The 20,503-nt window shown below is 67.0% G+C and carries 24 protein-coding genes; 16 read left to right on the forward strand and 8 right to left on the reverse strand.

The window, feature by feature from the left end; all coding sequences use genetic code 11:
• Positions 1-47 precede the first annotated feature (47 nt).
• From mbp1 to G6N38_RS30290, 3 genes are all read left to right on the forward strand, one after another.
• Positions 48-287, forward strand: a complete 240-nt coding sequence (mbp1, locus tag G6N38_RS23180) for a microaggregate-binding protein 1 (protein ID WP_163750324.1) — start codon at positions 48-50, stop codon at positions 285-287.
• 116 nt (positions 288-403) lie between these two features.
• Positions 404-661, forward strand: a complete 258-nt coding sequence (locus tag G6N38_RS23185; RefSeq protein ID WP_163750325.1) for a DUF7218 family protein — start codon at positions 404-406, stop codon at positions 659-661.
• Between the two features lie 17 nt (positions 662-678).
• The gene (locus G6N38_RS30290; protein WP_170314178.1) at positions 679-834 is read left to right on the forward strand and encodes a DUF6131 family protein; all 156 of its coding nucleotides are present in this window, start codon (positions 679-681) and stop codon (positions 832-834) included.
• Between the two features lie 8 nt (positions 835-842).
• Here G6N38_RS30290 and G6N38_RS23190 read toward each other — a convergent pair whose 3' ends face one another.
• Genes G6N38_RS23190 through G6N38_RS23205 form a run of 4 tightly spaced genes read right to left on the reverse strand, consistent with a single transcriptional unit; the run spans position 843 to position 3,887 of the window.
• Entirely contained in the window at positions 843-1,466 is a 624-nt protein-coding gene (locus tag G6N38_RS23190; RefSeq protein ID WP_163750326.1) for a class I SAM-dependent methyltransferase, read from the reverse strand.
• The gene (locus G6N38_RS23195) at positions 1,463-2,227 is read right to left on the reverse strand and encodes a PIG-L deacetylase family protein (protein ID WP_163750327.1); all 765 of its coding nucleotides are present in this window, start codon (positions 2,225-2,227) and stop codon (positions 1,463-1,465) included. The genes G6N38_RS23190 and G6N38_RS23195 overlap by 4 nt, the downstream gene beginning before the upstream one ends.
• On the reverse strand, positions 2,224-3,165 hold the full coding sequence (locus G6N38_RS23200) for an acyl-CoA dehydrogenase family protein (protein ID WP_163750328.1): 942 nt from the start codon (positions 3,163-3,165) through the stop codon (positions 2,224-2,226). The genes G6N38_RS23195 and G6N38_RS23200 overlap by 4 nt, the downstream gene beginning before the upstream one ends.
• Complete coding sequence (locus tag G6N38_RS23205; protein ID WP_163750329.1) at positions 3,162-3,887, reverse strand: glycosyltransferase family 2 protein; 726 nt, start codon at positions 3,885-3,887, stop codon at positions 3,162-3,164. The genes G6N38_RS23200 and G6N38_RS23205 overlap by 4 nt, the downstream gene beginning before the upstream one ends.
• A 78-nt stretch (positions 3,888-3,965) precedes the next feature.
• On the opposite strand from G6N38_RS23205, the gene G6N38_RS23210 reads away from it, so the two are divergent.
• Entirely contained in the window at positions 3,966-5,057 is a 1,092-nt protein-coding gene (locus G6N38_RS23210; protein WP_163750330.1) for a hypothetical protein, read from the forward strand.
• 1 nt (position 5,058) lies between these two features.
• Here G6N38_RS23210 and G6N38_RS23215 read toward each other — a convergent pair whose 3' ends face one another.
• Positions 5,059-5,769 (reverse strand): GAF and ANTAR domain-containing protein, encoded by a 711-nt coding sequence (locus tag G6N38_RS23215; RefSeq protein WP_163750331.1) that lies wholly within the window; start codon positions 5,767-5,769, stop codon positions 5,059-5,061.
• A gap of 46 nt (positions 5,770-5,815) precedes the next feature.
• Positions 5,816-6,313, reverse strand: a complete 498-nt coding sequence (locus G6N38_RS23220; RefSeq protein WP_163750332.1) for a DUF1990 domain-containing protein — start codon at positions 6,311-6,313, stop codon at positions 5,816-5,818.
• 106 nt (positions 6,314-6,419) lie between these two features.
• Between G6N38_RS23220 and G6N38_RS23225 the strand changes: the two genes are divergently transcribed.
• From G6N38_RS23225 to pdxT, 11 genes are all read left to right on the forward strand, one after another.
• Positions 6,420-7,055 carry a PaaI family thioesterase gene (locus G6N38_RS23225; protein ID WP_170314236.1) on the forward strand — a complete coding sequence of 212 codons (636 nt, stop codon included), beginning with the start codon at positions 6,420-6,422 and terminating at the stop codon, positions 7,053-7,055.
• Positions 7,052-7,465 carry a TIGR02611 family protein gene (locus tag G6N38_RS23230; protein WP_163750333.1) on the forward strand — a complete coding sequence of 138 codons (414 nt, stop codon included), beginning with the start codon at positions 7,052-7,054 and terminating at the stop codon, positions 7,463-7,465. Before G6N38_RS23225 ends, G6N38_RS23230 begins: the two co-directional genes overlap by 4 nt.
• A gap of 106 nt (positions 7,466-7,571) precedes the next feature.
• Positions 7,572-9,623: a threonine--tRNA ligase gene (gene thrS, locus G6N38_RS23235; protein ID WP_163750334.1), complete on the forward strand. Its 2,052-nt coding sequence runs from the start codon at positions 7,572-7,574 to the stop codon at positions 9,621-9,623.
• On the forward strand, positions 9,616-10,170 hold the full coding sequence (locus G6N38_RS23240) for an ATP adenylyltransferase (RefSeq protein ID WP_246227394.1): 555 nt from the start codon (positions 9,616-9,618) through the stop codon (positions 10,168-10,170). Before thrS ends, G6N38_RS23240 begins: the two co-directional genes overlap by 8 nt.
• Positions 10,167-10,850, forward strand: a complete 684-nt coding sequence (gene pgsA, locus G6N38_RS23245; protein ID WP_163750335.1) for a phosphatidylinositol phosphate synthase — start codon at positions 10,167-10,169, stop codon at positions 10,848-10,850. The genes G6N38_RS23240 and pgsA overlap by 4 nt, the downstream gene beginning before the upstream one ends.
• Before the next feature lie 41 nt (positions 10,851-10,891).
• A complete protein-coding gene (locus G6N38_RS23250) occupies positions 10,892-11,875 on the forward strand; it encodes a phosphatidylinositol mannoside acyltransferase (protein ID WP_407663014.1) in 984 nt (327 codons plus the stop codon).
• Positions 11,875-12,999: a glycosyltransferase family 4 protein gene (locus G6N38_RS23255; RefSeq protein WP_163750336.1), complete on the forward strand. Its 1,125-nt coding sequence runs from the start codon at positions 11,875-11,877 to the stop codon at positions 12,997-12,999. The genes G6N38_RS23250 and G6N38_RS23255 overlap by 1 nt, the downstream gene beginning before the upstream one ends.
• On the forward strand, positions 12,999-14,039 hold the full coding sequence (locus G6N38_RS23260; RefSeq protein ID WP_163750337.1) for an NUDIX hydrolase: 1,041 nt from the start codon (positions 12,999-13,001) through the stop codon (positions 14,037-14,039). The genes G6N38_RS23255 and G6N38_RS23260 overlap by 1 nt, the downstream gene beginning before the upstream one ends.
• Positions 14,040-14,207: 168 nt before the next feature.
• Positions 14,208-15,056, forward strand: a complete 849-nt coding sequence (gene pdxS, locus G6N38_RS23265) for a pyridoxal 5'-phosphate synthase lyase subunit PdxS (protein WP_246228092.1) — start codon at positions 14,208-14,210, stop codon at positions 15,054-15,056.
• Positions 15,057-15,899: an acyl-CoA thioesterase II gene (gene tesB / locus G6N38_RS23270; RefSeq protein ID WP_163750339.1), complete on the forward strand. Its 843-nt coding sequence runs from the start codon at positions 15,057-15,059 to the stop codon at positions 15,897-15,899.
• On the forward strand, positions 15,896-16,519 hold the full coding sequence (gene pdxT, locus G6N38_RS23275; RefSeq protein ID WP_163750340.1) for a pyridoxal 5'-phosphate synthase glutaminase subunit PdxT: 624 nt from the start codon (positions 15,896-15,898) through the stop codon (positions 16,517-16,519). Before tesB ends, pdxT begins: the two co-directional genes overlap by 4 nt.
• A 25-nt stretch (positions 16,520-16,544) precedes the next feature.
• On the opposite strand, the gene G6N38_RS23280 is transcribed toward pdxT, so the two are convergent.
• Positions 16,545-17,651, reverse strand: a complete 1,107-nt coding sequence (locus G6N38_RS23280) for an FAD-dependent monooxygenase (RefSeq protein WP_163750341.1) — start codon at positions 17,649-17,651, stop codon at positions 16,545-16,547.
• A 71-nt stretch (positions 17,652-17,722) separates the two neighbouring features.
• Between G6N38_RS23280 and G6N38_RS23285 the strand changes: the two genes are divergently transcribed.
• A complete protein-coding gene (locus tag G6N38_RS23285; RefSeq protein WP_179968441.1) occupies positions 17,723-18,340 on the forward strand; it encodes a TetR/AcrR family transcriptional regulator in 618 nt (205 codons plus the stop codon).
• 381 nt (positions 18,341-18,721) lie between these two features.
• Here G6N38_RS23285 and G6N38_RS23290 read toward each other — a convergent pair whose 3' ends face one another.
• Positions 18,722-20,449, reverse strand: a complete 1,728-nt coding sequence (locus tag G6N38_RS23290) for a CocE/NonD family hydrolase (RefSeq protein WP_163750342.1) — start codon at positions 20,447-20,449, stop codon at positions 18,722-18,724.
• Between the last annotated feature and the right edge of the window lie 54 nt (positions 20,450-20,503).

The raw sequence follows: 20,503 nt of genomic DNA on the forward strand, positions 1-20,503 counted from the left end.
TCCCCTCACGTCCAACGGGGCGTGGTGCCACACCGAGAGGAAACACTATGGGCGAGCACAACAGCGGACCAGAAGAAGCCGTCAAGGGCGTCGTCGAAGGCGTCAAGGGTAAGGCCAAGGAAGTCATCGGCGCCGTGACGGGCCGCGATGACCTACAGCGCGAGGGACAGGCCCAGCAGGACAAGGCCGATTCTCAGCGTGAGGCCGCTCAAAAGGAAGCCGAGGCCGAGAGCGCCCGGGCCGCCGCGAAGGCGAACGAGGCGCGCGAAAAGGCCGAACAGAACTAGTGTTTGAGCCTAGACAGGCCCGGCACCCATTCGGTGCCGGGCCTGTCTACGTTTAGCGATGGCCGGCGTGGGCATTCTGTTGAGACCCAAGCCGCCTGGACTGAAAGCTCCGAACCATGCCGAACGCATCGATCAAGAACGAGAAGATGTACCGGGACCTTCGTCAGGAAGGCAGCTCGAAGGAGAAGGCCGCCCGCATTTCGAATGCTGCCGCGTCCCGGGGTGCGTCGGAAGTCGGTCGCAAGGGCGGCAAGTCAGGCACCTACGACCACTGGACAGTGGTCGAACTGAGAAGGCGCGCCAAGGAAATCGGGCTCTCGGGGTACTCCAAGCTCACCAAAGACAAGTTGATCGCGGAACTCCGCGATCACTGACAATAGAAGGGCGTGTCATGATCGTTCTCGGAATCATCCTGTTGGTGCTCGGCATCGTTCTAGGGGTCTCCATCCTGGAGACCATCGGCGTCATCTTGCTGGTGGTTGGCGCGGTGCTGTGGATTCTCGGCGCTGTTGGTCGGCCAGTCGGCGGACGCAAGGTCTGGTTCTAGAAGACGTTTCAGGCACCCGGTACGGCCGTGCGGGCTGCGACAGACTGGGCTGACCGGGTGTCGAATACCGCGATGGCAACATCGTCATCGCGGTATTCGGCTATCCGGTGCAGGCCGGCAGTCGCGCCGATGACTGCGTTGGCCTCGTCCCCCGACAGCGGATAGTCGGCCACCGGATGACGCCAATGCGCCGCGATCACGGTGACGCCCGCGTGCAGACGGGGCAGCTCTCGATCGAGTATCGCTCGAAGTGTCGGGGCATCGAAGTAGTACGCAACCTCAGAGATCATCACTAGGTCGAAATCGATTGCTGGCCAAGGCATATCGAAGGCTCGATGCAACAATGTGACGGTTTCTCGTCGCCCGCACCTGCGTAGCCGGGCATCTGCATGCGCCAGAGCGCCCTCGGCGACGTCGATGGCCGTAACGTGATCGCACCGAGCGCTGAGCTGCTCGGTGAGCACCCCGACCGAGCACCCCGGCTCGAACGCATGCTGGTAGCGCTCCTCGGGCAGCAGCGCGAGAGTGATCGCGTACTTGCGGCGTTCATACCAACGAGATTCGAGCTGCCACGGGTCCGTCGAGGCCTCGTAGAGGGCGGCGAAATACTCGTCGGGCAGGCGGGGCGTCACCGGAACACCACTTCGCCCACGGCCTGAAGCCGCGACAGGACATGCGGCGGCACTATCGGATCTCGGCCATCGTCGGGGTCGAGCTGACTGCGGAACACCGCCACGGCGTGTTGTTTACGTTCGGTCGCAACGGGATCCAGAATCACCCGGCTTGCCCGTTGCCACGGCACGTTTGCCTCGCCCGGACGCGCCCAGTGCCACATCCAGACCGGGTACTCCAGCAGGACCGCGCCGGTGCGGGACGTGGCGACAGCCGCGGCACGACCGACTGCCTCGTGATCGGGATGACCGTCGCCGCGCCAGGTTGCCGCGCACCACGTCCCGTCCACGCATTCGTCCAGCATGCCGGTCAGGATGTCGGCCAGCCGGGATTCCTCATCGGCCAGCCCGCCGTCGGGCAGCCCGAGAAAGGTCGGTGCGCGAAGGCCGAGCGCAGACGCCGCGCGCCGTGACTCGCTGCGTCGTGCGCGCTCGAGGTGCGTCTGGTCGCGCGATGAGAGGCCCGGCCAGGCCGCGCCGCCGTCGCTGGCGACGACCGTGCGGACAGCGATTCCGCGGGCCGCGATCGCGCCGGCCGCCCCGCCGAAGCCGAGGGTCTCGTCATCGGGGTGCGGTGCTACCACGAGCAGGCCCGGGCAGCTGTCGAGATCAACGGGCGGAAAGTGACAGCCCCACTCCAGCCACTCCTGCGTCGGCGTACCGCCGCCGGCGATCGGCACATCGGCGAACCGCGCGGCGTTGCTCGCCGCCCTCGGACTCATCGGGCCACCAGGCGGCCCAGCGCCGCCAGATCCTTCTCCGCGTGACTCTGCCTGATGTACATGGTCAGATCCGCGACGCGGCGGGCGTGCGCGGCATCGAGGGCCAACGGGGCGGGGCCCAGCGCGCGGGCCGCGCGAGCGATGACCTCATCGACAGCCGTTTCGACCACCGCGCGCAGCCGCCGGGCCGCCACCTCGCCGTGATCGCCATCCGGATCGGCATCGATCTGTTCGGCGGTGCGGGCAAGCAAGGCCTCGGCGGCAGCCAGCGCGGCGTCGGCCGCGCCGAGATGGGCCTGGGCGTGGGGGTCACCACTGCCGCGTGCGTCGTTGTCGCACACCGCCCGGTAGAGCGGTGCCGCGACGGCCCGCGCGGCGCCCAGCCAGCAAGCGGCAACCCCGGCCGCGCCATGCCAGAAGCCCGGTCGGCGCAGATAGTCACCCAGTCGGCCGACCAGAACGGCCGGTGCGGCAGTGAATTGCACCGATCGGGTGTCTGACTCGGCCATGCCCGCGTTGCGCCACGTACTCGGTAACGGATGCACACCCGGTCCGCGCAGATCCACCGCGTACAAGCCACGCTCGCCGGTCGCGGTAACGGCGGTCACCAGCGCATCCGAGCACAGGCCGGCACCCGAGCACCATGCTTTGGTGCCGCTCAGCGACGCCACGTCGCCCTCGAGACGGGCGGTGACCGCGGCCCCGGGGGCCTCAGCCGCCCAGACTCCCCACAACCGGCCTGGCAGCGCCGGTCGTCCCGACAGCTCGGCCAGGATTGCGACGGCGTCGGTGTGGGCCTCGGCGAGTCGGCCTGCCACCACATCGATCTCGGACAACTCGGCCAGTTTGCGCCAGCGCAACAGCGTTCGGCCCGAACCGGGCAGTGGCAGCTCCAGCGCGCCGGTGTCGAGCCAGCGTTGCACCAACGTGGCCGTCACGCCGGGTCCTTTTCCGGCCCGGCCAGTACCGTGCGCAGGTGATCGGCGAATCCGGCTGGCGCGCGGCCGATCTGGCGTGCTGACGTGACCACCGAGAGTCGGGTGTCTCGGTGGATCCGGTAGCCGGCCAGTTCGAAGCGGCGCACCAGGTCGACGTCCTCGCCGGTCGCCCGTTCAGGAAATCCGCCCACCCTCCAGTATGCGTCGGCCGCGAAACCCATGTTCGCGCCGTGGATGTGCTCATGGCGACCGCGATCCGGATGGATCTTGGCGTGGTAGGCCCGTAGGTAGCGCCGTGCCGCGGCGGCGGGGATCTGCCGCCAGTTGCTGATCCGGACGACGCCGAGCACCATGTCGGCCCGCGCGGTGAGTTGACGGGTCAGCCAGTTGCGGTCGACGCAGCTGTCCGCGTCGGTGGTCGCGTACCACGCACCCGAATCGGTGTGACCGTCCCCGAGTTGGTCGCGCGCGAACGAGAAGCCCGCGGCACGCGCCTTGCCCACGTTCTGAGCGTCGATCTCCAGGAAGTGCACCGTCGGCCCGAATCGGTCGGTCAATGCGCTGCTTCCGTCGTCGCACGTGTCGAGCACCACGACCACCGCCACCGGGATATCGACACGCGCGGCGGCAGCCAGGATGGCGGCCAGGCAGCCCGGTAACGCCCTCGCCTCGTTGTGTGCGGGAATCACGATCACTGCCCGATCGAAACGTGGTGTGCTCACCTCCCTGAAATAGCCGCTAACCGCGCATTTCACACCCGATGGCTGACATGGCCTCGGGTGGGGCCATCATCGAACACCATGGGCGTCACCACAGCTTCGAATAATGATCGTCGCCGCTCGCGTCGCGGCCCGATCACCCGCAATGCCGTCGGTCCGGCGAACGCGGAAGCGTTTGTCATTATTGCCATCACGACGATCCTGCTGACCCGCTTCTACCTGAAGCTCACCGGCTACCCGCAGATAGGCGGCGGCCAGCTGCACATCGCGCACGCGTTGTGGGGTGGTGCGCTGATGATGCTGGCCCTGCTGATCGGTTGGCTGACACTGGGTTTCGGTGCTCGGGTAGTGGCCGTGGTGGCGGGTGGCATCGGATTCGGTCTTTTCCTCGACGAAGTAGGCAAATTCGTCACCAAGGACAACGACTATTTCTACGGGCCGGCGGCCGAGATCATGTACATCCTCGTGTGCCTGATTCTCGTCGGCGCCCGGGTTGTGCGGGCGATCCGTCCCCTCAGCGCACACGAATGCCTGGCCTCGGCCGCCTCGATCGCAGCCGACGGAATGGCCCGCGGTTTGGCCGACCATCGCCGTGAGATCGGATTTCGGCTCGTCGAACAAGCGCGCGCCGGGGGAGCGCCACCGGCCGACGTGGACCACGTCCACTCGCTGCTGTCATCGGCCGGTCATGCCAGTGATCGGCTGCACCTCTTACAGAATCGGGCTGCGCGGCTGATCCCGAACGTGTTTCGCAGTCCGAAGTGGGTGCCGTGGGTGGGTTGGCTGCTCGTTGCCGGCGCAGTGGTCGGCTTGTTCTTCCACACGCTCGGCATCGCGCTCGGCGGATACTTCTTCGAGGACAAAGACATCAAGCTTCATCTTGATGGCAAGAGCCCGGCCACCCTCATCTTGTTGGTCGCCGCCGCGCTGACGTTGGCGATGGCCCTACCCGCCATGATCGCGCTGCCACGCACCAACAAGCTTCTGCCACTGCGTTTACTGCGCAGCGCGGCACTGACGTTCACGTTTCTCAGTGCTCTCGTCCACTTCGCCACCGAGGGCTTCGCGGCCCTGATCACGCTGTCGATCGGCCTGTTCGGGTTGGCCATCCTGTCGTATCAGCTCGACGTAGCGGCGGGAAAGGTGACGTCGACGCCGGACGGCAAAGCCTGACTCAACGCACGTTCGCTTGCGCCGCATCGACAACCTTGGTGGCCACCTCCGCCAACGGAACGTTGGAGTCGTGGGACAGCTGGCGGAGCAACTCGAAAGCCTGGTTGGCGCGCATGGCGTAGCGCTCCATGATCATGCCCTTGGCCTGTCCGATGATGTCACGGCTGGCCAGCGCCTCCCGGAACTGCAATTCGCGTCGTGCCGCGTCCCAGATCAGCGCCACCTGGGTAGCGAACAACGAGCCAAGCCGCCGGGTGCGCTCGTCGAACGCGTTCGGGCGTTCGGCGAACACATTCAGCGCACCCATCGATGTCCCGTTCACGAATAGCTGGAAGCCCATGATGCTGCGCACGGGTGTGCTGTTGAGAGCTTCGGCACGAAACTTCGGCCAGCGGGTCTCCTGGGTAAGGTCTCGGACGTGCACGGTGTGGTGCTGCCAAGCCGAGGACAAGCACGGGCCCTCCCAGTGGCGGCGCTGGATTGCGTCGATGCGCTCCGCCCACGGATGCGTTGACGCGGGGGTGTCGAAGTCGTCGGGGCCCGAGATCACCATGATGTTCGCGTAGTCGGCACCGGGCAGTTCCGCCGCGGCGTGTTCGGCTACTTCAGCGGCGACATCGCCGTCGAGACTCCGGCGTTCGTAGAGACTTCGGGCTATCTCGGCGATCCTGATGGCCGCGTCCGTCGGTGGAGACCCATCGTCGACCGACATGGTTCAGCGATACCCACCGCCGCCGAGCCCAATCCTTCAGTGGCGGTTACACCACCGACAGATACCGCTGGGTGATCACTCGCTGCACGATCGAGGCGACCGGTGCCCCGATTTGGCTCCACCACATCGCCGGCGTGGAGAACGCCACCACCTCGGCATGTACGGATTCATCGGCGGGCTCGAAGCGCACCCCGAACATTTCCTCACCGGACACGGCGTGCCCCGGCAGGCTGCCGTAGGCGAAGCCGCGGTGATTGGGTTCGTCGACCACGTAGACCACCCGGCAGGGCGCCGAAAACGGCCCCAGCCGGCCCAGTACATCGGTGCCGACCTCGGCCACCTCGGTGGTCGCGGTGATGCGCAGGCCGGCGCCGCGCAGCATTCCGTAGTGCATCACCGCGCTCGCGGCCTGCTCGAAACGGGCCCGGCCGCTGCCGATCCGCGACGACAGCCGCACATGGTGATAACCCGCAGGCAGGTCCGCTGCCGTCGCGCCCACCTCGGTATAGGTCAACGGAAGGCCGGCCAAGTCGCTGAGCTTCACGGGGTCCACCATGCCATCTGCGCAACGTCGGGGCGGCCACCACTTACGTACTCTCGAGATGAGCCGCCGGCACCCGGCGGCATACGGTAACCAGGTGGCAGAGGACATGACGGCGATCCGTGAAGCCGTGGCGGCATTGCATCCAGGCGGGGGATTCAACCCGCCGGTGCCGACGACCAAGGGCGGCCCCGACTACGGCCGGTTCATCGAGGCCGTCCGCGAGCTGCAGGATCAGGCGCGTGCCGTCGACGCGCCCGACGAAGTGATCACCCAAGCCGCCGAGCTGCTGGAGCAGGCATCGGCGCTGTTGACGCCGTACGACGCCGACGAGTGGTCGACCCCGTCGGGCCGGCGGATGGACCTCCCGATGCGCGGCAGCATCGTGAGCGTTCCCAACGAGACCGAGGTCGGCGAGGACGGGCGGCTGCGCGGCTGGGTCCGATTCCGGCGCTACCACCTGGGCCGCAACGGGGCCGTGCACGGTGGGTTCATTGCCCACCTGTTCGACTCAGTGCTGGGCAAGACGTCGTTCCTGGTGACCGGCGGGCCCTACCAGCGCACCGCCTATCTGCACGTCAACTACCGCAAGATCGTGCCGATCGAGAAAGAGCTCCAGGTCGACGCCGGGATGGCGCGCACCGAGGGGCGCAAGATCTTCGTCGACATCCGGCTCTCCGACGGCGAGGACCTGCTCGCCGACGGCGAAGGACTGTTCGTGACGCTCAAACCGGGGCAACCATGAAGCAATGGTTGGGTGCGTGGGCGCGTCGGCGGGACAAGCTGCGGGAGCGGCGTGTCGCCGATTTCGTCTACCGGGCCGTGGTCGGGGTCGTCGGACTGACCGTGCTGTTGGTCGGGATCGTCGCCATCCCGTACCCCGGCCCAGGCTGGGCGATCGTGTTCGTCGGGCTGGCGATCCTGGCCACCGAGTTCTACTGGGCACACCGAACCCTGGCGTTCACCCGCGGCCGCTATGACAGTGCGATGGCGTGGTTCCGCAGGCAGGGCTGGTTTGTCCAGGCGTTGGGTGCGGTGTTCACCGCCGCGGTGGTGGTGGCCACGCTGTGGCTGGTCGGCGCGGTGGGCTGGTCGGCGGGACTGCTGGGGTTGGACCATCCCGCCTTGAACAGCCCCATCGGCCTCGGTGCCTGACCAGCACCCCGATAGCATGGTCGCGTCCGACCGCGAGCGATCGCGGCGGTGGTTTGCCACCGCCCGGTGAAGCGGAGCTAGTCACATCAGCCGAAAGAGGCCAGCAATGAGCGCCCCCGCACACCCCGCCCCCGCAGCCCCGATCCGGGTGCCTGCCGGGACTACCGCGGGCGCTGCGGTGCGCGACGCGGGACTGCCGGGCCGCGGTGAACCCGGCGCGATCATCGTCGTACGCGACGGTGAGGACAAGCTGCACGATCTGAGCTGGACGCCCGACGCCGACGTCGACGTCATCCCGGTTCCCGCCGACACCGACGACGGTCGCAGTGTCATCCGGCACTCGGCCGCCCACGTGCTGGCGCAGGCGGTGCAGGAACTCTTCCCGCAGGCCAAGCTGGGCATCGGCCCGCCGATCACCGACGGCTTCTACTACGACTTCGACGTGCCCGAGGCCTTCACGCCCGAGGACCTCGAGGCGCTGGAGAAGCGGATGCGCAAGATCGTCAAGGACGGTCAGCTGTTCTCCCGGCGGGTCTACGGCTCCAAAGACGAAGCCCGTGCTGAACTCGCCGGCGAGCCCTACAAGCTCGAACTGGTCGACGACAAGTCCGGTGATGCCGACATCATGGAAGTCGGCGGCGATGAGCTGACCGCCTACGACAACCTCAATCCCCGTACCCGCGAACGCATTTGGGGCGATCTGTGCCGCGGACCGCACATCCCGACCACCAAGGACATCCCTGCCTTCAAGCTCACACGCAGCTCGGCCGCCTACTGGCGTGGTGACCAGAACAACGCCAGCCTGCAACGCATCTACGGCACCGCGTGGGAGTCTCAGGAGGCACTTGACCGCCATCTGGAGCTGATCGAGGAGGCCCAGCGCCGCGACCACCGCAGGCTCGGGGTCGAACTGGATCTGTTCAGCTTCCCCGACGAATTGGGTTCTGGCCTGCCGGTTTTCCATCCCAAGGGCGGCATCATTCGGCGCGAGTTGGAAGACTACTCGCGTCGTAAACATGAGCAGGCCGGGTACGAGTTCGTCAACACCCCGCACATCACCAAAGAACAGCTCTACATCACCTCGGGGCACCTGGAGTGGTACGCCGACGGGATGTTCCCGCCGATGCACATCGACGCCGAGTTCGATGAGGACGGCAAGCTGCGCAAGCCGGGGCAGGACTATTACCTCAAGCCGATGAACTGCCCGATGCACCATCTGATCTACCGGTCCCGGGGACGGTCTTACCGGGAACTTCCGTTGCGGCTCTTCGAATTCGGCTCGGTGTACCGCTACGAGAAATCCGGTGTGGTGCACGGCCTGACCCGGGTGCGCGGCATGACCCAGGACGACGCGCACATCTACACCACCCGCGAGCAGATGCGCGACGAGCTGGCCTCGCTGCTGCAGTTCGTGCTCGACCTGCTCGCCGATTACGGCCTGAACGACTTCTATCTGGAGCTCTCCACGAAGAACCCGGACAAGGCCGTCGGCTCCGACGAGATGTGGGAAGAAGCCACCGAAACCCTGCGTGAGGTCGCCGAGGCGTCTGGTCTGCAGCTGGTTCCCGACCCGGGCGGTGCGGCGTTCTACGGACCCAAGATCTCTGTTCAGGTCAAGGATGCGCTGGGCCGCAGCTGGCAGATGTCGACCATCCAGCTCGACTTCAACATGCCTGACCGCTTCGAGTTGGAGTACACCGCCTCCGATGGCACCCGACAGCGGCCGGTGCTGATCCACCGCGCGTTGTTCGGCTCGATCGAGCGGTTCTTCGGGGTGCTCACCGAGCACTACGCGGGAGCCTTCCCGGTATGGCTGGCACCGGTGCAGGTGGTCGGCATCCCAGTCGCCGAGGCGCACGCGGCGTATCTGGAAGACGTTGCCGCCGAGCTGAAATCCCAGGGTGTGCGGGTCGAGGTCGACACCAGTGACGACCGGATGGCCAAGAAGATCGTCAACCACACCAACCAGAAGGTGCCGTTCATGCTGCTCGCGGGGGACCGCGATGTCGAAGCGGGCGCGGTGTCGTTCCGGTTCGGGGACCGTACTCAGATCAACGGAGTGCCCAGGCATCAGGCGGTCGCCACGATCAAGAAGTGGATCGCTGACCGCGAGAATGCCACTCCCACAGCAGAACTGGTGAAGGTTGACGGTGGCTGACGAAGCGGACGCGATCATCGATCGGGGCATAGGGGAGCCGGACCGGCTGCAGCGCCTGTGGACCCCGCACCGGATGAGCTACATCCTGGACGTGCCCGCGCAGAAGAACTCATCCGAACCATCCCGACCGTTCACCGACATTCCCACCTTGCCCGACGAGGACGGCCTGGTGGTCGCCCGCGGTGAGCAGGTCTACGCGGTGCTCAACCTCTACCCGTACAACCCTGGCCACCTGATGGTGGTGCCCTACCGGCAGGTGTCGGAGCTGGAGGATCTCACCACGGCCGAGAGCGCCGAGCTGATGGCCTTCACCCAGAAGGCGATTCGCGTCATCAAGTCGGTGTCGAGCCCGGACGGGTTCAACGTGGGGCTCAACCTCGGGAAGTCCGCGGGCGGCTCACTGGCCGAGCACCTGCACATGCATGTGGTGCCGCGCTGGGCCGGCGACGCCAACTTCATCACGATCGTCGGTGAAACCAAAGTCATCCCGCAGCTGCTGCGCGATACCCGCAGGCTGCTCGCGCAGGCGTGGGCCGGTCAGCCGTGAGCGACTTTTACCTGATGACCCGCGCGGCCTACGCCAAGCTCAGTGGACCGGTGGCCAAGGGCGCGCTGAAGATCGGGCTGACCCCCGACATGGTCACCATCATCGGTACCGCGGGTTCAGTGCTGGCTGCACTGACCCTGTTCCCGATCGGCGTGCTGTGGTGGGGCGCGGTGGCCGTGTTCGTCTTCGTGCTCGCCGACATGCTCGACGGCGCGATGGCACGCGAACGAGGTGGCGGCACGCGGTTCGGCGCGGTCCTGGACGCCACCTGTGATCGGATCAGCGACGGTGCGATCTTCTGCGGGTTGCTGTGGTGGGTGATTTTCGGCCTGCACAGCTCGTCGCTGGCGGTGGCCACCATGATCTGCTTGGTGACCTCGCAGGTGATCTCCTACGTCAAAGCCCGCGCCGAGGCCAGCGGCCTCGAAGGGGGCGGCGGGCTCATCGAACGTCCCGAACGACTGATCATCGTGCTGGTCGGCGCCGGATTCTCCGATCTGCCCTTCTTCCCGATGCCCGTGTTTCTCCCCGTCGCCATGTGGGTACTGGCGGTGCTCAGCCTGGTGACGGTGGGTCAGCGGGTGCACTCGGTGCGCAGCAGCACCGGTGCGATGGACAAGATCGCGCCGGCGCGCCCGCAACAGCCCACCGGCGACGAGCCGACAGGCACCGAGCAGTGATCAGCAGACCGGGACAGCTGTGGACGCCGGGCCGCAGCTGGCTGCCGCGCGGCGAGGACATCAGCGACCTCGGCTACGCCGCTGGCTGGCGGGTGGTGCGGGCTTTGCCGGAGTTCGTGGCGCGCAACGCTTTCGATGCCGGCGCTTGGTACGCGGCGCAGGGCGGTGGACCCGATCAGCTGCGCAAGAACCTAGCCCGGGTGATCGGCACAACACCCGCCGAGGTGCCGGATTCGCTGGTTCGTGCTTCGCTGGCCTCGTACGCCCGATATTGGCGGGAGGCATTCCGGTTGCCCACGATGGACCACACGACGTTGGGGCCTCTGCTCGACAAGACCGCGTTCGGTAAGGAACACCTGGAGGCGGCGCTGGCCGCAGGCCGTGGGGCGATCCTGGCGCTGCCGCACAGTGGCAACTGGGACATGGCCGGGGTCTGGCTGGTCCAACTGAACGGCACCTTCACCACGGTCGCGGAACGGCTCAAGCCCGAATCGCTGTACCGACGGTTCCTCGACTACCGCGAAAGCCTGGGCTTCGAGGTGCTGCCGTTGACCGGCGGCGAGCGGCCCGCCTACGAGGTCTTGGTCGAACGCCTCCAGGCCAATCGGGTGGTCTGCCTGATGGCCGAGCGGGACCTGAGTCGCTCGGGGGTGCCCGTCGACCTGTTCGGGGAGCCCACCCGGATGCCCGCCGGCTCGGCCAAGCTCGCGTTGGATACCGGCGCGGCGCTGATACCGGTGCATTCCTGGTTCACCGATGACGGTTGGGTCGTCGACCTCTACCCGGAGCTCGATTGCTCCAGTGGCGATGTCGGCGTCATCACTCAGGCACTGGCCGACCGATTCGGCGCCAATATCGCTGAGCATCCCGAGGATTGGCACATGCTGCAGCCGCAGTGGCTGGCTGATCTGTCCGATGAGCGCCGGGCTCGGCTGGGGGATGACGCTCGGCGGGCAGGAGCGCAGCGACCGGGGGATGACGCTCGGCGGGCAGGAGCGCAGCGACCGGGGGATGACACAGCCTGATGCGGATCGGCATGGTCTGCCCGTACTCGTTCGACGTGCCCGGCGGGGTGCAGTCGCACATCTTGCAGCTTGCCGAGGTGCTGCGCGCCCGCGGTCACGAGGTGAGCGTGCTGGCGCCGTCGTCGCCGCATGTGGAGCTGCCCGACTACGTCGTCTCCGGCGGCAAGGCGGTGCCGATTCCCTACAACGGATCGGTGGCCCGGCTGCGGTTCGGCCCGGCCACCCATCGGCAGGTCAAAAAGTGGCTCGCGCAAGGCGATTTCGACGTGCTGCATCTGCATGAACCCAATGCGCCGAGTCTGTCGATGCTGGCGCTGCAGGCCGCCGAAGGCCCGATCGTCGCGACATTCCATACCTCGACCACAAAGTCGTTGACGCTGAGCGTGTTTCAGGGCATCCTGCGGCCATACCACGAGAAGATCATCGGCCGGATCGCGGTGTCGGATTTGGCTCGGCGCTGGCAAATGGAAGCACTGGGCTCCGATGCCGTCGAGATTCCGAACGGCGTCGACGTCGCGGCCCTCAAGTCGGCGCCGCGGCTGGAGGGCTATCCGCGGCCGGGCAAGACGGTGCTGTTCCTCGGGCGCTTTGACGAGCCGCGCAAAGGCATGGCGGTGTTGGTCGGTGCGCTGCCCACGCTGGTCGAGCGGTTCGACGACATCGAGATCCTGATTGTCGGGCGCGGCGACGAGGACGAGCTGCGGAAGGAGTGCGGCGAGCTGGCTTCTCATCTGCGCTTCCTCGGACAGGTCGACGACGCCGAGAAAGCGTCCGCGCTGCGCTCCGCGGATGTCTACTGCGCGCCGCACACCGGCGGCGAGAGCTTCGGCATCGTGCTGGTCGAGGCGATGGCCGCGGGAACCCCCGTGGTGGCCAGCGATCTCGACGCCTTCCGCCGAGTGCTCGTCGACGGCAAGGCGGGCCGGCTGGTTCCCGTCGACGACTCCGAGGCGCTTGCACAGGGGCTGATCGAGGTGCTCGACGATGAGGCTCTGCGCAAGCGCTACGTGGCGGCGGCCACTATCGAGGTGCGCCGCTACGACTGGCCGGTGGTAGCCGACCAGATCATGCGGGTGTACGAGACCGTGGCGGGTGCCGGGGTCAAGGTGCAGGTGGCCGGCTAGTGGGTCCGGGGTTGTACTGGTCGTTGACCGCGGTGCTGATCGTTGTGCTGGTCGTGAGCGCGCTACTGGCGCTGCAGACCGCCAACCGGCTGGACCGCCTGCACATCCGCTACGACCTGTCCTGGCAGGCGCTGGACGGGGCGCTGGGCCGGCGCGCGGTGGTCGCGCGGGCGGTGGCTGCCGACACCTACCGCGGACGCCCGGAGGGCCAGCGGCTGGCTGCGCTGGCCGCCGCAGCCGAACGCGCGCCTCGCTCCAGCCGGGAAGCTGCCGAGAACGAGCTGTCCGCGGCGCTGGCGGCGGTCGACCCCACGTCGATGCCGGTGGCGCTGGTCGCCGAGCTCGCCGACGCCGAAGCCCGGGTGCTGTTGGCCCGTCGGTTCCACAACGACGCCGTGCGCGACACACTTGCGCTGCGGGAACGCCGCCCGGTCCGGTGGCTGCGGCTGGGTGGCACCGCGGCGCTGCCCAGCTATTTCGAGATCGCCGAACGGGCCGCACCACCGGCAACCGAGGACCCTGACCGAGTGGATCGCCGCACGTCGGCACGAGTGGTACTGCTCGACGAACAGGGCGCGGTGCTGCTGTTTTGCGGGTCCGACCCGGCCGTGACGAGCGGCGTGGCGCCACGCTGGTGGTTCACCGTCGGCGGTCAGGCGTTGCCGGGGGAGCGGCTGGTCGATGCCGCCGTCCGCGAGATCGCCGAGGAGACCGGATTGCAGGTGGCACCGGCTGACATGGTCGGGCCGGTGTGGCGTCGCGATTCGCTGATCGACTTCAACGGCACCGTGGTTTCCAGCCAGGAGTTCTATTTCGTGCATCGCACGGCCCGGTTCGAACCGACCGCGGCTGGGCGCACCCAGTTGGAACTGCGGTACATTCACGGCCACCGATGGTGTGACTCCGCTGCGATTGCTGCGCTGGCCGAGGGTGGGCAGACGGTGTATCCATTGCAGCTCGGTGAGCTGCTCGAGGAAGCCAACCTGCTGGCCGACGGACGTGCCGGCCGGCCGGACACGGAGTTACACCCGATCCGCTGAACCGAACACGGCCCGATACGCGGGTCGCTTCGTTCCAGCCCACCGGTGGAGAAATTCAGTTTGGGGTCGCCCTTTACACTGGATCCGTATCAAACGAAGGGACTGACAGTGGATACCAACGGCTCGGGCAGCCCCGCGCAGACCGGTACCGCTCGGGTGAAGCGCGGCATGGCGGAGATGCTCAAGGGCGGCGTCATCATGGATGTCGTCACTCCCGAGCAGGCGCGCATCGCCGAGGGCGCCGGAGCAGTGGCCGTCATGGCGCTGGAACGCGTCCCGGCGGACATCCGCGCACAAGGCGGCGTGGCCCGGATGAGCGACCCGGACCTGATCGAGGGCATCATCTCGGCGGTCACCATCCCGGTGATGGCCAAGGCTCGCATCGGGCATTTCGTCGAGGCGCAGATCTTGCAGAGCCTCGGCGTGGACTACATCGACGAGTCCGAGGTGCTGACGCCGGCCGACTACACCCACCACATCGACAAGTGGCGCTTCACGGTTCCCTTCGTCTGCGGGGCCACCAACCTGGGTGAGGCCCTGCGCCGCATCACCGAGGGTGCGGCGATGATCCGCTCCAAGGGTGAGGCCGGCACGGGCGACGTCTCGAACGCGACCACGCACATGCGGTCCATCGGCGGGGAGATCCGTCGGCTGTCGTCGCTGTCGGAGGACGAGCTTTACGTCGCAGCCAAGGAATTGCAGGCCCCCTACGACCTGGTCGTCGAGGTGGCCCGGGCGGGCAAACTTCCGGTGACGATGTTCACCGCGGGCGGCATCGCCACCCCGGCTGACGCCGCGATGATGATGCAGCTCGGTGCCGAGGGTGTCTTCGTCGGCTCGGGGATCTTCAAGTCCGGCGACCCCGCCCTGCGGGCCGCCGCCATCGTCAAGGCCACCACCTTCTTCGACGATCCCGACGTATTGGCGCGGGTGTCTCGTGGTCTGGGTGAGCCGATGGTCGGAATCAACGTGGAGGAGATCGCGGAGCCGCACCGACTCGCACAGCGCGGCTGGTAAGTGGCGATCGAAGAGATCCTCGATCTGGAACAGCTCGAGGTCAATATTTACCGCGGTCAGGTTTTCAGCCCTGAATCCGGTTTCCTGCAGCGCACTTTCGGCGGCCATGTCGCCGGACAGTCACTGGTGTCGGCGGTGCGCACCGTCGACCCCACCTTCGAGGTGCACTCGCTGCACGGCTACTTCCTGCGTCCCGGCGACGCGACCGCTCCAGCGGTCTACATCGTTGAGCGGCTGCGCGATGGCGGATCGTTCGTCACCCGGCGGGTCAACGCCATCCAGCACGGCGAGACCATCTTCTCGATGTCGGCGTCGTTCCAGCGGGACCAGAGCGGCATCGAGCACCAGGACGAAATGCCCGCCGCGCCGCCGCCGGACGATTTGCCCGGGTTCATCTCCAAGGGCGGGGTCTTCGATGACGCTGGCTTCTCGCAGTTCGCCGAATGGGATGTCCGCATCGTCCCCCGCGACCAGGTGGTCCTGTTACCGGGCAAGGCTTCCCAGCAGCAGGTGTGGTTCAAACACCGCGACCCGCTGCCCGACGATTACGTGCTGCACATCTGCGCGCTGGCCTACATGAGCGACCTCACGCTGCTGGGTTCGGCACAGGTCAACCACCCTGAGGAACGCCAACACCTCAACGTCGCCTCGCTGGATCACGCCATGTGGTTCATGCGGCCGTTCCGCGCCGACGAGTGGCTGCTCTACGACCAGTCCTCGCCGTCGTCGTGCGGCGGCCGATCGCTCACCCAGGGCAAGATCTTCAATCAGTACGGGGAGATGGTCGCGGCCGTCATGCAGGAGGGCCTCACCCGGTACCGGCGCGGATACCCCGGCCCATGACGGTACCCACTGTCGCCGGCCCAGCGGAGCCGGTGCGCGTCGGCGTGCTGGCACTGCAGGGCGACACCCGCGAGCACCTGGCGGCCCTGCGCGAGGCTGGTGCCGAGGTGTGCACGGTGCGCCGCCGCAGTGAGCTCGACGCGGTCGACGCCCTGGTGATCCCCGGTGGCGAATCGACCACGATGAGCCACCTGCTGCGCGCCTTCGAGCTGCTGGACCCGCTGCGGCAACGCTTGGCCGACGGGATGCCGGCCTACGGTTCGTGTGCGGGAATGATCTTGCTGGCCACCGAGATTCTCGACGCCGGCGCGCCGGGCCGCGAGGCGGTGCCGCTGGGCGGCATTGATATGACGGTGCGGCGCAACGCATTCGGACGCCAGGTGGATTCCTTCGAAGGTGACATCGACTTCGACGGTTTGGATGGACCCGCGCACGCCGTCTTCATCCGCGCGCCGTGGGTGGAGCGGGTCGGTTCGCAGGTGCAGGTCCTGGCTCGCGCTGGTGACCACATTGTGGCGGTACGGCAGGGTCGCGTGCTGGCCACCGCGTTTCACCCCGAGATGACCGGTGATCGTCGGGTGCACAAGCTGTTCGTCGACATCGTCGCCGGCGCCAGGTAACTGCAGGCCAGACTGGCCGAACCCCTTACCGAATCAGTGCGCTCAACTGGCTGTTGCGGGCGTCGATCTCCTGCTGGGTGGCTGGCACCAACCGGTCGCCACCGGGGCCCGCGGTGCCCTGGGCGTAGGTAACGTGCGGGAGTTGCGCACGCTCGTATTGATCGAACGCCGCGGCGATGTCGTCCGGGTGATCGCGCAGCGCTTCGGCGAGCGACCAGGCGCCGGTCATGGCCAGACTGGTGCCGCGGCCGGACAGCGGAGACGCGCAGTACGCGGAGTCCCCGACCAGTACGACGCGCCCTTGGTGCCAGGTCGGCATGTGAATCTGGCTGACCGAGTCGAAGTAGAGTTCGGGGTCGCTGACCGCCGCGTCGAGTAGTTCGGGGATCTTCCACTCGTCGTGGCCCGCGAAGGCGTCGATCAGAAGCTGCTTCTGCGCGGCCAGGTCGTGGTAGTCGTAGTTGATCCACGGCGAGCGAAATATGAATACCGCCAACGCTTTATCGCGATACGCGGCGATACCGGCCATCCGCCCTGGGGTGTTGTACATCGGGTTGCGGCGGTCAGGTTGTGCGTAGCTCGGCAGATCGGCCAGCGCCACATAGAAGCCGAGGTGGTGGATGAATTGACTCTCCGGGCCGAAGACCAGACCGCGAGTCGCCGAGTGCATGCCGTCGGCACCGACGACGATGTCGTAGCGCTCTTGCCTGCCGGAGGTGAATCGCACAACCACGCCGTCGCCGTCGTCGTGAAGCGCGGCGACGGATTCGCCGAACGTCACGGGTGTGGCGGGGTCGAGGGCACCGCGCAGAACCAGGGCGAGATCCTCGCGGGGAATCTCGGTGTCGTCGGGGCAGTCGTTGACCTCCGAGTCGGGCATCTCGGCGAGCGTTTCACCGGAGGCGTCGATGAACTGGACTCGTTCACTCATGTCCACCCGGTGGGCGCGAATCGCGTCGAGGACTCCCATCTTGTCCGCGACCGCGAGCGCGTCGCCGCGGATGTCGATCGGCGATCCGTTGACGCGAAGATGGTTGGCCCGTTCGACGATGGCCACGTCGTGGCCGGCTGCTCCGAGAGTGATACCGGTGCTCAGACCGGCCATGCCTGCCCCAGAAACCAGAATGCGCATGTGAGATCGTCCCTTCCATTAAGATACGAACCGTCCCTTATGGACCATAGCCCGGCTATTTAGGAAACGCAATGTCTCTTAAAGAGGATGTGCCGCCGCAGCGCCGCCGCGGAGAGGTGCTGGAGAAAGCGCTGCTGGACGCGGCGTGGTTAGAGCTGACCGAGACCGGATACGACGACCTGACCATCGACGCGGTCGCAACGCGCGCGGGCACCAGCCGTGCCGTGTTGTATCGCCGGTGGCCCAACAAGAAGGACTTGGTGCTGGCAACCCTGCTGGACCACGTGAGATCGGATGCTGTCCCGATGCCGGACACCGGGTCGTTGCGCGGGGATGTCGTCGCGCTGCTCAAGGCTGCGAACGAACTTCGTTCGCGGATGGCCATATTGGTGTTCACCCGGCTCGGCGGGTTCTATCGCGACGCCGGCACCAACCTCGCCGAACTTGCTGCCGTCGTCGAGGGCGATCGGACCACCGTGCTCGACGAGATCATCGCGCAGGCCGTTGCGCGCGGCGAGGTCAAACCGGGCCAGATCAGCGAGCGAGTGGCACGGGTGCCGGTCGAGTTGTTCCGCTACGAGCTGATGGTGCGTCTGAAGCCGGTTCCCAACGACGTGCTGGAGGGGATCGTCGACGACGTGTTCCTCCCGCTGGTCAACCTGGGCGCCTCCCGGTCGCCGGGCGACTAACGATGGTGGCCTACACTTTCACCGGCCGGTACCGGTTATTCGGTTGACGAGTGCCACCAATTCTTCGACTGACGTTTAGATGACGTCAATCTGGGCCAACTCCGTCTGCCGGGACGCTCATCCATACTCGGTGTCTTGGATCGCGGCACAACGGTAGGAGGTCGTGGTGGCAGCATCACGCAACTGGTTGGGTCGTCGGGTGCGGCACATGCTGGAGGGTCAGCCCGCCAAATCCACGCTGGGCCTGTGGCGCCCGGCTTGGCAGAGTAATTCGCCTGTGGTGCGGCCGACCAGTTGGTGGCGCGCGCTCTAGCTTGCCCGATCGGTCTATGCGGTCGGGCGCCGTCTCTGGCTCTGGTGAAACTGGCGCTGGTCTTCGGTTCAGCTCAGAACGGGTAGCAGTAGCCGCGACGACGAGCGCACGGTGTTGATGCTGCTGGTTCCCACGCTGGCATGGCGGAAGTTCATGATCGCGGGAATGTCGGGGTCCTGGTCGTCGCTGGTGATCGTGACCTGGATGCGATGACCAGCTGCGAAATGATGGGCATTGGGCACCAATGGAATTCGATACTCCACGTCTTCACCGATGGGTACCGCGCCCGGGAGGCGGCACGGCAGTACCGGCGCGCCGGGCCGGCTGGCCGCTGCGTCCACCTCGCGCAGGCTGGCCCGCAGCCAGCCGGCGGTGACGGCCTCGGTGCTGCCGTCCGGGGCGACGTCGGTCAGCGTGACGATCCACGCGGTGTCGGCTGCGGTGGCGCTGGCCACCAGGCGCAGCTCGACGTCGCCGACGACGTCGATCGCCTCGGTCAGCGGCTCACCGGTCCACGTCAGTGACGACGGAGGATCGATCTCACTGGGCTTGGCCCGGCCTAATCCGGCGCCGAGCACCATGAATTCCCTTGCCCCATGAGCTCCTTCGTCGTCGTCGAGTCCGCCGTCGGCGCGCAGGGCGAGTTCACGATGGGTGCCGGCCGGTGGCCAGGAGTCGGCGGTGCGCCACTCGTCGGTGCCGGGCAGGACGTAGCGGATGGCCGGACCGTCGAGGATTCCGGTGTCGCGGCCCTTGAGCCAATGGTCGTACCACGCCAGCGCTTCGACGTGCAGGCTCTCCCATGGCCAGGTCAAGCCGTACTGGCCGAGCATGCCCATCTGGACCGCCGGACTGTTGGTCAGGCCGGCGAAGGTGGTGAAGGTCGACGGCAGGTGCAGCGGCACGTTCTGCCAGTCACAGCCCAAATAGACTGGAATATCGATATTTTCGAGCAGCGGCAGCAGGTTTCGCTCGTCCCACCAGGCGTCACGGGTGGGATGGCGCACCGCGGCATCGAGCCACAGGTCGTCCCAGGGATGCGGGTCGTGCGGCACCTTGAGCAGCCCGCGCATCATCGTCACCGCCGCCTCGCCGTTCATGGTGGCGAACTTGTGGTGCAGCGGCTTGGTGTTGAGCACCCAGCGCGCCAGGCCCAATGGCCGGCTGCGCCAGAACGAGTCGCTGCGGGCGGCAGTCAGCCCCAGCATGGACAGGAACGGCGTCACGAACGACGCGCTGGATAAGCCGTGGTGCACCGCGGCGTCGTACAGGTCGGCGGTGACCGCCACCGGGAAGATGGCCTTGAGATGGGGCGGGCGTTCGACGGCGGCCTCCAGCTGGGTCATCGCGAAATAGCTGATGCCGATCATCCCGACGTTGCCGTCGCACCACGGCTGGCCGGCCACCCACTCCACGAGGTCGTACATGTCGCGGCGTTCCTGGGCGTCGAAGAAGCCGAAGGTGCCGCCGGAGCCACCGGTGCCGCGCAGGTTGGCGATGACGTGCCCGTAGCCGCGCGGCACCCAGAAGTCGGTCGCGCCCGCTTCGATGAACCCGGCCGGGGCGCCGAGGTCCTGGATCTGCCGGGGGTAGGGCGACGCGGCGATCAGGGCGGGGAAGCGCGCGCCCTTCGCTGCTGGGCCGTCCGGGCGGTGCACGTCGGCGAGCAGCGTGACGCCGTCGCGCATGGGGACGGTGACGTTGATATCGGTGGTCGTGCCGTGGTCCGGCGTGCTGAGGTTTCGGTACTCCCGGCCGGTGGTCTGCGGCCCGTTCAGGAGTCGTTCGGTCGTCATGAGTTTCACGCTACGTTGAAACTAGTCTCAACGCAACGAGAAACTATTGCTAGG

This window comes from Mycolicibacterium helvum (assembly GCF_010731895.1).
Taxonomy (GTDB): Bacteria; Actinomycetota; Actinomycetes; order Mycobacteriales; family Mycobacteriaceae; genus Mycobacterium; species Mycobacterium helvum.